General features: G+C 72.1%; 12 protein-coding genes and 1 rRNA gene. 10 read left to right on the plus strand and 3 right to left on the minus strand.

The window, feature by feature from the left end:
• The 9 genes from rrf to ACFVU3_RS38875 form a co-directional block, all read left to right on the plus strand.
• Positions 1–91, plus strand: a 5S ribosomal RNA gene (rrf, locus tag ACFVU3_RS38835); the annotation flags it as partial.
• 67 nt (positions 92–158) lie between these two features.
• Positions 159–806: an HAD family hydrolase gene (locus ACFVU3_RS38840; protein WP_390073515.1), complete on the plus strand. Its 648-nt coding sequence runs from the start codon at positions 159–161 to the stop codon at positions 804–806.
• 43 nt (positions 807–849) lie between these two features.
• On the plus strand, positions 850–2,049 hold the full coding sequence (locus ACFVU3_RS38845) for an MFS transporter (RefSeq protein WP_390073516.1): 1,200 nt from the start codon (positions 850–852) through the stop codon (positions 2,047–2,049).
• On the plus strand, positions 2,018–3,193 hold the full coding sequence (locus ACFVU3_RS38850) for an acetoin utilization protein AcuC (protein WP_390073517.1): 1,176 nt from the start codon (positions 2,018–2,020) through the stop codon (positions 3,191–3,193). The genes ACFVU3_RS38845 and ACFVU3_RS38850 overlap by 32 nt, the downstream gene beginning before the upstream one ends.
• Before the next feature lie 85 nt (positions 3,194–3,278).
• Positions 3,279–4,094 (plus strand): phosphatase, encoded by an 816-nt coding sequence (locus ACFVU3_RS38855; protein WP_390073518.1) that lies wholly within the window; start codon positions 3,279–3,281, stop codon positions 4,092–4,094.
• A gap of 127 nt (positions 4,095–4,221) precedes the next feature.
• Complete coding sequence (locus ACFVU3_RS38860) at positions 4,222–4,431, plus strand: helix-turn-helix domain-containing protein (RefSeq protein WP_030495139.1); 210 nt, start codon at positions 4,222–4,224, stop codon at positions 4,429–4,431.
• A 152-nt stretch (positions 4,432–4,583) separates the two neighbouring features.
• Positions 4,584–4,682 (plus strand): 30S ribosomal protein bS22, encoded by a 99-nt coding sequence (locus ACFVU3_RS38865; RefSeq protein ID WP_003948845.1) that lies wholly within the window; start codon positions 4,584–4,586, stop codon positions 4,680–4,682.
• A gap of 153 nt (positions 4,683–4,835) precedes the next feature.
• The gene (locus ACFVU3_RS38870; protein WP_390073519.1) at positions 4,836–5,897 is read left to right on the plus strand and encodes an NAD-dependent epimerase/dehydratase family protein; all 1,062 of its coding nucleotides are present in this window, start codon (positions 4,836–4,838) and stop codon (positions 5,895–5,897) included.
• A gap of 17 nt (positions 5,898–5,914) precedes the next feature.
• On the plus strand, positions 5,915–6,988 hold the full coding sequence (locus ACFVU3_RS38875; protein ID WP_390073520.1) for a lysophospholipid acyltransferase family protein: 1,074 nt from the start codon (positions 5,915–5,917) through the stop codon (positions 6,986–6,988).
• A gap of 109 nt (positions 6,989–7,097) precedes the next feature.
• Here the strand turns inward: ACFVU3_RS38875 and ACFVU3_RS38880 are convergent, their stop codons facing one another.
• The 3 genes from ACFVU3_RS38880 to ACFVU3_RS38890 form a co-directional block, all read right to left on the minus strand.
• Positions 7,098–8,366: a DUF5667 domain-containing protein gene (locus ACFVU3_RS38880; protein ID WP_390073521.1), complete on the minus strand. Its 1,269-nt coding sequence runs from the start codon at positions 8,364–8,366 to the stop codon at positions 7,098–7,100.
• A 360-nt stretch (positions 8,367–8,726) separates the two neighbouring features.
• Positions 8,727–9,509 (minus strand): ECF subfamily RNA polymerase sigma factor, BldN family, encoded by a 783-nt coding sequence (locus ACFVU3_RS38885; RefSeq protein ID WP_390073522.1) that lies wholly within the window; start codon positions 9,507–9,509, stop codon positions 8,727–8,729.
• A gap of 477 nt (positions 9,510–9,986) precedes the next feature.
• Positions 9,987–10,955, minus strand: coding sequence for an HAD family hydrolase (locus ACFVU3_RS38890; RefSeq protein WP_390073523.1), 969 nt, complete (start codon positions 10,953–10,955; stop codon positions 9,987–9,989).
• A 93-nt stretch (positions 10,956–11,048) separates the two neighbouring features.
• Between ACFVU3_RS38890 and ACFVU3_RS38895 the strand changes: the two genes are divergently transcribed.
• On the plus strand, positions 11,049–11,339 hold the full coding sequence (locus ACFVU3_RS38895) for a glutaredoxin family protein (protein WP_169094349.1): 291 nt from the start codon (positions 11,049–11,051) through the stop codon (positions 11,337–11,339).
• Positions 11,340–11,437 lie beyond the last annotated feature (98 nt).

Here is an 11,437-nt window from a genome sequence, read left to right on the forward strand (position 1 = left end):
GCCCGGTTACATTCCGAACCCGGAAGCTAAGCCTTTCAGCGCCGATGGTACTGCAGGGGGGACCCTGTGGGAGAGTAGGACGCCGCCGAACAATTTTTAGCCTCAACCCCCGGACTCTGTCCGGGGGTTGAGGCATTTTTGCGTTCTAGGCTGGATCCATGCGCTACGACCTGGTCATCTTCGACAACGACGGCGTGCTCGTCGACAGCGAGCCGCTCTCCAACCGGCTGCTGGCCGGCTACCTCACCGAGCTCGGGCACCCCACCACGTACGAGGACTCCCTCCGCGACTACATGGGAGCCGCCCTCCACCGGATCCACGACCTCGTGGAGGAGCGGACCGGGAAGCGGCTTCCCGAGGACTTCGACGACACCTTCCATTCGCGGGTCTTCGCCGCGTTCCAGGAGGCCCTGGAGCCGGTGGAAGGGGCCGTGGAGGTGCTCAAGCGGCTGATGGCCGACGGGGTGCCGTACTGCGTGGCCTCCTCGGGGAGCCATGAGCGGATCCGGGTCGGACACCGGAAGACCGGTCTCGACGCCTGGTTCCCCGCCGAGGTCGTCTTCAGCGCCGAGGACGTGGGGCGGGGCAAGCCGGCGCCGGACCTCTTCCTGCACGCCGCCGCGCGGATGGGGGTGGCGCCCGAGCGGTGCGTCGTCGTCGAGGACAGCCGGCTCGGCGTCCAGGCCGCCGTGGCCGCCGGGATCGACGTCTACGGGTTCACCGCGATGACGCCGGAGGACCGGCTCGCCGGCGCCCGCGGACTCTTCTCCCGGATGGACGAGCTGCCCGGCATTTTGGGTCTGTGATCCATCTACCCATCGGTAGCCGGCAGCCCTACGCTGTGCCGCCATGACCGATGTGCGGCTGCGGCGGGGGCGGGGCTCCCTGGCCTTCAGTTTCCTCGTCCAGGGCGTGGCCTTCGCGCTGCTCGTGACCCGGATACCCGGGATCCAGGACGGGTACGGGATCTCCGACGGGCTCCTGCCCCTCTTCCTGGCGGCCGTGCCGATCCTCGCCGGCGTCGCCAGCGTGGCGACGGAGAAGCTCGTCGCCCGGGTGGCGCCCTCGGTGGTGCTGCGGTGGTCGCAGCCCCTCGTCCTGCTCGCGCTGCTCGGCGTGGGCGCGGGGGACGCGCTGTGGATGGCTGCCGTGGCGCTCGGCCTGTTCGGTCTCGCGGTCGGCGCCCTCGACGCGTCCATGAACATGCTGGGGGTGAGCCTCCAGCGGACGTACGGGCGCAGCATCATGCTCGGCTTCCACGCCGCGTACAGCCTCGGCGGGATCGCGGGGGCCTCGCTGGCCTGGGCCGGGGCGCACTGGCACCTGTCGCTGTTCTGGTCGTACCTGCCGGTGGTCGTGGTGCTGGCGCCGGCGGCGTTCCTCGGCAGCCGGTGGTACGTGGACGGCGCGGCGGCGGCCCCGGAGGGCGGCACGCCGGCGAAGGGCGGGGCGCTGTCGTTCCGGCTTCTGCTGCCGCTGTGCCTGGTGATGACGTTCGCGTACATCGGTGACTCGACGGTCTCCAACTGGTCGGCGAAGTACCTCCAGGACGTGCTCGGCAGCTCGGAGGCGGCGGCGACCGTCCCGTACAACGCGTACATGGTGACGACGCTGCTCGGGCGGGCCGTGGGCGACCTCGGGGTGCGGCACTTCGGGGCGTCGGCGGTCGTGCGGGCCGGGGCGGTGCTCGCGGCGTGCGGGTTCGCGCTGGTGGCGTCGGCGCAGTCGGCGTGGGCGGGGATCGCCGCCTTCACGCTGCTCGGGCTCGGGCTGAGCGTGATCGTGCCGCAGACCTTCGCGGCCGCGGGGCGGCTCTTCCCGGAGCACAGTGACGCCGCGGTCGCCCGGCTCAACGTCTTCAACTACGTCGGCTTCCTCGTCGGCTCGCCGCTCGTGGGGGCGCTCGGGGACGCGTGGAGCTACCGCGGGGCCATGCTCGTGCCGATGGTGCTCGTCCTGGTGACGGTGGTGTATGCCACGTCGTTCGGGGCGCGGGAGGCCCGATACGGTGGCGGGCATGAGCGGCCGCGCACTGTTGATGTGGGATGAAGCTGTCACGGGGTACGACTTCGGGCCCCAGCACCCGATGGACCCGGTGCGGCTCGCACTGACCATGGGGCTGGTCCGGGCCTTCGGGCTCGACCGGGCGGTCGACGTGGTGGCCGCCAAGCCGGCCGGGGAGTCGACGCTGCGGCTGGTGCACCGCGAGGACTACGTGGCCGCCGTGAGGGCGGCCTCGGCCGACCCGCGCCACGCCGACCAGGCGTACGGGCTCGGGACCGTCGACGACCCGGCGTTCAAGGGGATGCACGAGGCGTCCGCGCTGATCGCCGGGCAGTCGGTGGCGGCGGCGGAGGCCGTGTGGCGGGGCGAGGCCGAGCACGCCGTGAACTTCGCCGGCGGGCTGCACCACGCGATGCCGGGCGGCGCGGCCGGGTTCTGCATCTACAACGACGCCTCGCTGGCCATCGCCCGGCTGCTCGAACTGGGCGTGGAGCGGGTCGCGTACGTGGACGTCGACGTGCACCACGGCGACGGGGTGCAGGCGGCTTTCTGGGAGGACCCGCGGGTCCTGACCGTCTCGCTGCACGAGCATCCGCGGACGCTGTTCCCGCAGACCGGCTGGCCCGAGGAGACCGGGGCGTCCGGGGCCGGCGAGGGCGGCGCGGTGAACGTGGCGCTGCCGGCCGGGACCGGGGACGCGGGCTGGCTGCGGGCCTTCCACGCCGTCGTGCCGGAGCTCCTGGCCGACTTCCGGCCGCAGGTGCTGGTGACCCAGCACGGGGCGGACACGCACTTCGACGACCCGCTGGCGCACCTGGCCGTGTCGCTCGACGCGCAGCGGGCCGTGCAGGAGGCGTGCCACGAGCTGGCGCACGCGTACGCGGACGGCCGGTGGGTGGCGCTGGGCGGCGGCGGATACGCGGTCGTGGACGTCGTCCCGCGGTCGTGGACGCACCTGGTGGGGATCGCGGCGCACGCGCCCGTGGCGCCGGAGACGGTGGTCCCGTCCTCCTGGCGGGACGAGGTGTACGCGCGGACGCGGCAGCTGGGGCCCGGACGGATGACCGACGGGCGGTGGCCGGTGGACTTCCGGGAGTGGACGGCCGGGTACGACCCCGCGGACCGGCTCGACCAGGCGGTGCTGGCGACTCGCAGGGCGGCCTTCCCGCTGCGGGGGCTGCTCGCCTAGCAGAGCCGTCCTTCTGTTACGCCAACTGTGCGGTAGAGAAGCGGTTCTGACGTTCCGACAGGAATGATCCGGCAGCATCGGACGGGTGTTGAGTACCGGGGCGCTGCGGGCGCATCTGTTGGCGGCGGGGTTGGCGGGGACGGTGGCGACGTCGCGGGAGGAGAGCCTGCGGAGCTACCGGCTCTTCGCCGCGCGGGATCCCCGGGTGACGCTGGGGCTGGTGCCGGCCGGGGGGTGGGACGAGGCCGAGCTGCTGCGGCTGATGGCCGAGAAGTGCGGGGTGTCGGGCGATCCGGCGCACCGCTCGGGGCCGGACGTGATCGATCCGGAGCGGACGCTGCGGGGGCTCGACGCCTTCGCGGGGAGGCTCGCGGCGGTGGCGGCCCGGCGGGCTCCGGTGCTCCTCGGGACGGGTCATCCGCACCGGCTGCTCGGTTTCTACGCCGCGCTCGCAGACGCCTTGTCGGCGGCGGGATGTGACGTACTCACCCCCGCGCAGGGGAGATGTGTCGACATAACGACCCGGTTCGGTCTACGCACGTACCGCGTCGACTACGTACGCGGCGTCGCGTTCGTACGGGAGGCGGGGCCGCCGGAGGACGGGCGTGAGGTGGGGGCGCACTCCCACTCGGCGCTGCCGGTGCGGGCCGCTCTGGAGAGCGCGGCGGAGGCCGGCGGGCCGCTGCCCGAGCTGGTCGTGGGGGACCACGGCTGGGTCTGCGGTGCTGGTCAGCTGGGTATCGAGGCGATCGGGGTGGCCGACACGGACGATCCGGCGCTCTTCGTGGGGGAGGCCGAGGGGCAGGTGGCGGTGGCCGTGCCGCTCGATGACGGGGTGCCCTCGGCGTACTACCGTCCCCTCACGCGCTATGTACTCAATCGAGCGTGTCTGTCACGGTAAACGGGCGATAGGGGCTCCTCTTCCCCACTCGTACCACCCGCCCCTAGTCTGATTCGTGAGCGTTCGACGACGAAGAGTCACCGGAGGGGAAGCCGGTGGGCGTCGCGGCGGAAGGTACAGGTGGGTCATGGCTGCTGGCGATCGGCCTCTCAACGAGGTCAAGTTCCTGACCGTGGCGGAAGTCGCCGCGGTGATGCGCGTGTCGAAGATGACCGTGTACCGCTTGGTGCACAGCGGTCATCTGCCGGCGATCCGGGTGGGCCGGTCCTTCCGGGTCCCGGAACAGGCGGTTCACGCGTACCTGAGGGAGTCGTACGTGGGGGTGGGGACCGCGTAGCGGGCGCGCGGTCGTCCTGCGGCCGAACGGTCGGTGAGCCGCGTCCGGCCCTCGGATTACGAGCCGGGCGCTCATGCCGGTAGGCTAGGCCGACGTAGGTCGTGTGGGCCCAGACGCCCCGCACCAGTGAGAAGAAGTGAGCGAGGGTAGTCGTGGGCTCTGTTATCAAGAAGCGGCGCAAGCGGATGGCCAAGAAGAAGCACCGCAAGCTGCTCAAGCGCACGCGCGTTCAGCGTCGCAACAAGAAGTAAGCGGCGCCGCGCGAGCGGTATTCCGTGTGTGACAAAGGCGTGGCCCTTCACCGACATCGGTGAGGGGCCACGTTTTCATTGCACTGAAATCCTCAGGCGCTACGGTGGCGGCTACGGGAAGACGGACGGAAGTTCGGACGGAAGGCGCTGATCTTGGGCAAGGTCGTGCTCGTGACCGGTGCCGCCCGGCATCTGGGCGGCCGTTTCGTGCGGCGGATCCAGCGGGACCCGGAGGTGGAACGGGTGGTGGCCGTGGACGCGGTCGAGCCCGCGCATCCGCTCGGGGCCGCCGAGTTCGTCCGGGCGGACCTCCGCCGGCCGGCCATCGCCAAGGTGCTCGCCGAGCACGAGGTGGACACGGTGGTGCACCTCGACGTGACGGGGACGGCGCTGGGCGCCGGCGGCCGGACGACGGTCAAGGAGACCAACGTCATCGGCACCCTGCAGCTGCTCGGTGCCTGCCAGAAGTCGCCGCGGGTCGGCCGGCTGGTGGTGAAGTCCAGTACGACCGTGTACGGCTCCGCCCCCCGTGATCCGGCGGTCTTCACCGAGACGACGCCGGCGAAGTCGCTGCCGAGCGGTGGTTTCGCGAAGGACGCGGTCGAGGTCGAGGGGTACGTACGGGGCTTCGCCCGGCGGCGGCCGGACGTGGCGGTGTGCGTGCTGCGGTTCGCGAACATCCTGGGGCCCCGGGTGGAGTCCCCGCTGACCGAGTACCTGTCGCTGCCGGTGATGCCGACGGTCCTGGGGTACGACCCGCGGCTGCAGTTCGTCCACGAGGACGACGTGATCGACGTGCTGCGCCTGGTGGCGCACGAGCCGCGGCGGGCGTCGCTGAACAGCGGCACCTTCAACGTGGCGGGCGAAGGGGTGCTGCTGCTGTCGCAGTGCGCGCGGCGGCTGGGGCGGCCCACGGTGCCGGTGCTGCTGCCCGCGGTGACCTGGGTGGGCTCCGCGCTGCGGACGGTGGGGCTGACCGACTTCGCGCCCGAGCAGATCCGGCTCCTCACGCACGGGCGGGTCGTCTCGACCACGCAGATGCGGGAGGTGCTGGGCTTCCGGCCGCGGTACTCGACGGCGGAGGCGTTCGCGGACTTCGCGGCGAGCCGGGGGCCGGGGCTGCTGCCGCCGGCGGCGCTCGCGGGGGCGGTGGACCGGCTGGCCGGCCGGGTCGCCCCGGAGGCGTATCCGATTCCTTCCCACGACGGTTCCTGAGGAGCGGCGACACAGCGATGGCGGACGCCAAGGTGATTCCTTTCGACGACGACCGTTCGCGGGCCCGGCGGCGGCCGTCCCGGCCCGACGAACCGTCCGGCCCGGAGACGGGGGCCGCGGTACGGGCGCTGCCCGGCGCCCGGGAGGTGCCGGAGGAGGCCCCGGAGAGGGCCCCTGAGGACGCTCCGGAGGCCCCGGAGGCCCTGGAGGGCGGCGGGGCGGACGAGGAGCCGGGCGCCGGGCCGGGCCGGGCCGGCTGGGAGCGGCGGCTCGCGGGCGGGCTGGCGTTCCTGCGGCGCCGGGTGACGGGCGAGTACGAGGTCGACGAGTTCGGCTACGACGCCGAGCTGACCGACCAGGTGCTGATGTCGCTGCTGCGCCCGCTGTACGAGAAGTACTTCCGGGTGGAGGTGAAGGGCGTCGAGAACATCCCGGAGAAGGGCGGGGCGCTGATCGTCGCCAACCACTCCGGGACGCTGCCGCTGGACGGGCTGATGATGCAGGTCGCGGTGCACGACCACCATCCGGCGGGCCGGCATCTGCGGCTGCTCGCGGCGGACCTGGTCTTCGTGCTGCCGGTCGTCAACGAGCTGGCGCGGAAGGCGGGGCACACGCTGGCGTGCGCGGAGGACGCGGAGCGGCTGCTGCGGGCCGGTGAGGTCGTCGGCGTGATGCCGGAGGGCTTCAAGGGGATCGGGAAGCCGTTCTCGGAGCGGTACAAGCTCCAGCGGTTCGGGCGGGGCGGCTTCGTCTCGACGGCGCTGCGGGCGGGGGTGCCGATCGTGCCGTGCTCGATCGTGGGCGCCGAGGAGATCTACCCGATGATCGGGAACGCGAAGACGCTGGCGCGGCTGCTCGGGCTGCCGTACGTGCCGGTGACGCCGACCTTCCCGTGGCTGGGGCCGCTCGGGATGCTGCCGCTGCCGACGAAGTGGACGATCCAGTTCGGCGAGCCGATCCCGACGGACTCGTATCCGCCGGAGGCGGCGGAGGACCCGATGCTGATGTTCAACCTGACGGACCAGGTCCGCGAGCAGATCCAGCACACGCTGTACAAGCTGCTGGTGCAGCGGCGGTCGGTGTTCTTCTAGGCCGTCCCTTTCGGATCCTGCCGGGCTCGCGCCGATTCTGCGCCGGTCCCTCGGGCCGTGGCATGGAGGAAGGGGCGCCCCCCGTCCGTGGGGGCGCCCCTTCTCCTTGTCAGCGAGCGTCCTCGCTGTCGATGCCGAGACCTGGAAGGAGGCCCGGCAGGAGTGGCGGGATGGTGACATCCGGGGGTGTCGGGGTGACCTGGCTGTCCTCCGGGGCGGTCGGTGTGCCCGTGGGGGACGGCAGGAGGCCGCCGGTGTTGCCGCCGAGGAGTCCGTCGTCCTCGGGGGAGGTGGTGGTCGTCTCGGCGCCCGGGCTCGGGGTGGTGCCGGTGCCGGTCTCGCCGCCCGTGCCGGCGCCCTGGGTGGTGCCGGAGGGGCGCGGGGTGGTGGCCGAAGGGCTGCCCTGGGTGGGGGTGCCCCGGGTGGCCGGGGGCCGCTGGGTGTCCGTGCCCGTGCCCGGCTGGTTCTGCCGGGTGGTGGGACTGCCGCTGGAGCCGCCGGGAGCGACCGCGCCCGTCTCGGGGGTGCGGGGCAGCATGGACTGGAGCGGCTCGACCTCCTGGTCTATGGCGTCGAAGACGCCGGTGACCTCTTCGCCGACGTCGGCGAGCTGGACGGGGAGGCGGTCGCGGAGGCCCTTCCATGTGTCGCGGTGGGCCTGGGCGAAGGAGTTGAGCCGGGCCATGGGGGCGATCTCGCCGTCCCGGTCGTATGCCTGGCGGAGCAGGCGGTGGCCTTCCTCGGCGTCGTGCTTCATGCCGCCGAGGGCGCGGCGGATCTCGCTCAGGGACTCGTGGTCGAGGTCGCCGGAGCGGGTGCGCTCCATGAGCCGGCGGGCCTCGCTGAGCCGGGTGGACGCCTGATCGAGGTAGATGCCCCCGCGGTCGGCGTCGTCGTCGGCCATGCCGAGCTTGAGGTCCTCCATGCCCCGCTTGAGTCCGTAGAGCGAGTCACCGGGGAGGGCGTCGGAGCTGGCGGCTGCTACCCCGCCGAAGGCTCCGGCCGCGACTCCGACGGTGAGGCCGCCCGCGGCGAGCCCCTTGGTCCAGCGGGAGCGTGGGCGGAGTTTCCGCAGGGGGGAGGCCCGGTGGGCTCCCCTGGTGGTCCGCTGTTCCGGGACGGCGGGGCCCGCGGCCGCCGTCCCCTGGGCGAACATCGCCTCCATGGCGGCGACGAGCTGGGCTCGCTGCACCACCTTGACCTCGGGGTCGAGCTCCGGTTTCGGCAGTTCGCCGAGACCGCTCGCCAAGGCCAACAGCCGTCCCTGGTCGCCCGTGTCGGCCGGGGCGTCGGGCCGGCCGGCCGCCTCGCCCTCGGGCGCCCGGTCCTCCAGGGCCTGGGCGAAGGCGTTCGCCCGCCGGTGCACGTTCGCGATCACTGGCGGCACCTCCTCTCGTCATGACGGTCGACTCCCCAAGGGGTCCGGAAGGTTGCCCTCCTTGAGCAGATCCACACGAACGAGTGAGTGTCTGCGGGCAGGGCGTGACCACAGGGAGCCTGCATTTCGCACAACGAGCGGCGCGGCACTTGGGTTACGCGCGAAAGATGATCGGACCAGTGCGTCATCGAAGCGTCACCGACTGTGAGGTGGGACGGGCAGTGGTGGCGTGGGGGGATGTGTACGGGAGGCGGCAAGGGCTTCACGGGGGACGAGGGCGGGACGGGACGAGGGGACGGAGGGGGAGGGGGTGGCGGCCGTGGGGACGGCCGGTGGAGCGGCGGCGGTCGGCGGCCCGGGCTAGCGGGCGTCCTCGGGCAGGAGTCGGGCCAGGGTGCGGACGGCCCGGTACTGGAGGGTCTTGATGGCGCCCTCGTTCTTCCCCATGACCCGCGCGGTCTCGGCGACCGAGAGGCCCTGGAGGAAGCGGAGGGTCACGCACTCCTGCTGCTGGGGGTTGAGCCGGCGGACGGCGTCGAGGAGGGCGGCGTTGGAGAGGGACTCGAGGACCGAGTCCTCCGGGCTGCGTTCGACCTCGTTGGCGTCGAGCATCTCGCCGGTCGTGACCTCCAGCCGGAAGCGGCTGGACTTGAAGTGGTCGGCGACCAGGTTGCGGGCGATGGTGACGAGCCAGGCGCCGAAGTCGCGGCCCTGCCAGGTGAAGGTGGAGATCCGGCGCAGGGCGCGCAGGAACGTCTCGCTGGTGAGGTCCTCCGCCGTCGCCTTCCCGCCGACGCGGTAGTAGATGTAGCGGTAGACGGTGTCGCTGTACTGGTCGTACAGCCTGCCGAAAGCGTCGGCCTCACCGGCCTGGGCGCGCTCGACCAGGTCCATCATGCGGGCGCTGTCGCTGTCGGCGGTGGGGCGTCGGGTGGTGGCCGGGCTTCCGGAGCCGCGCGCGCTCCGTCTGCCGACGGCGGCACCGCCGTCGGCAAGGGCATAGCAAGGGCCGGCGGGTGCCGGTGCGGCGAAGGCGAAGGCAGGGCCGGCGTACGCGGTGGGGACGAAGCCACGCAAGTGGTCGAGGACCGTTGCGCGCAGCGTAGCCAGGCCCGAGGCGTCAACCCCGACGTGTGGGTACACGGGACTCCCAGAGGCAGAGCTTCCATCACGTGCAGTGCGGAGCCGTTCACTCGTCGTGGCGACGGGAGGGTTCCGCTGTGCGTCTGAGGAGAATAACGCTTCGTACAGGCAGCGCTACACCCAGTTGCCTAAATCATCGATTACGTCGCTTCAGTTATAGGTTGCGGACAGATCAAGTCGCACTTGGTGACCGGTTATTGATCGAGTGACTTCCGAGTGTGACTACGTCGGCGTTGCGTTGTGCTCATGTGCGGTAGAGGGGAGTGATCGGGGCCGCTCCTGGGTAAGGGCGCGGGAATGCCCGGGAGTCGAGGGAGGCGCGGCTGTTCGACCACGGACGGGTGAGCCCCTTTGGTCCGTGGTTGTCGCAGATGATCGCGGACGAAACGTATCGGCACGGGCGTGGCGCTCCGGAAACACCGGGGAGTTCGGGTACGCGCGCGGTCTTCCGCCGTACCGGGGCCGGGGTGCGGAGGGTCAGCGGCGGCGGCGGTGCAGGGCGACCGCGGCGGCGGTGCCGCCCGCGACGGCGCCCAGGCCCGCGGCGGCCGGGATCCCGATCTTCGCCGCCTTGCGGCCGGTGCGGTAGTCGCGCAGCCGCCACTCGCGGTCCCTGGCGTGCCGGCGCAGCTTGGTGTCCGGGTTGATCGCGTAGGGGTGCCCGACGAGCGAGAGCATCGGGATGTCGTTGTGCGAGTCGCTGTACGCGGCGCAGCGGCCGAGGTCCAGGCCCTCGGCGGCGGCCAGCGCCCGTACCGCCTCGGCCTTGGCCGGGCCGTGCAGCAGCTCGCCGACCAGCCGGCCCGTGTAGACGCCGTCCACCGACTCGGCGACCGTGCCGAGCGCGCCGGTCAGGCCGAGGCGGCGGGCGATGATCGTGGCCGTCTCGACCGGGGCGGCCGTCACCAGCCAGACCTTCTGGCCCGCGTCGAGGTGGGCCTGGGCCAGGGCGCGGGTGCCCGGCCAGATGCGGTCGGCCATGTACTCGTCGTAGATCTCCTCGCCGATCGACATCAGTTCGGAGACGCGGTGGCCCTTGACGATGGAGAGCGCGCTGTCGCGGGCCTCCTGCATGTGCGCCGGGTCCTCGACGCCGGCCAGCCGGAACCAGACCTGCGCCCAGGCGAAGCGGGCGAGTTCGCTGCGCTGGAAGAACTTCCGCTTGTACAGGCCGCGGCCGAAGTGGAAGATCGCGGCACCCTGCATCACGGTGTTGTCGAGGTCGAAGAAGGCGGCGGCCCGCACATCGCCGACGACCGGGAACTCGGGCTCCTCCGGAACGGCTTCGGCGGCCCGGGCCGCTTCGAGGGCGGCGGCCTCCTCCTCCCGCTCCCGTTCCAGCTGGAGCGAGGTCTTGCGGGCCGCCTCGGCGGCGGCCTCGCCTGCGAGGACGCTGCGCGCGGTGGCGGAGCGCCTACGGGGGGTGAGCCATCCCAGAGCGGCCATGTCTGGAGCATAGCCAGTCTGTTCGGTACTTCCCGACTTGTGGGGATGCCGTCGTGTGAACAGTGCGGGTCCCCGCCGTGACCGGGCGGGACAATGGACGGCATGTTCGGACGTACGAAGAAGAAGGACGCGGCCAAGGACCCGGCCGCGCGGACCGTGACGCTGATCGGGAAGCCGGGGTGTCATCTCTGCGACGACGCCCGGGCGGTGATCGAGGCCGTGTGCGCCGAGACCGGGGCGCGCTGGGAGGAGCGGGACATCCTCCAGGACGAGGCGCTGTACAAGGAGTACTGGGAGCAGATTCCCGTCGTCCTGGTCGACGGTGAACAGCACACCTTCTGGCGGGTCGACGCGGAGCGGCTCCGGCGCGAACTGGGTGCGTGACCGAAAGCCGGTTACCATCGTGGACGTTTTGTTGGCATTCGGGGGCCACGTCGTGAGGAGTGTGTGCGGCTTTGCCCCCTTCGGGATCCCAACGCGTC

Origin of the sequence: Streptomyces sp. NPDC058052, assembly GCF_042885515.1 — a bacterium.
In the GTDB taxonomy this organism is placed as follows: Bacteria; Actinomycetota; Actinomycetes; order Streptomycetales; family Streptomycetaceae; genus Streptomyces.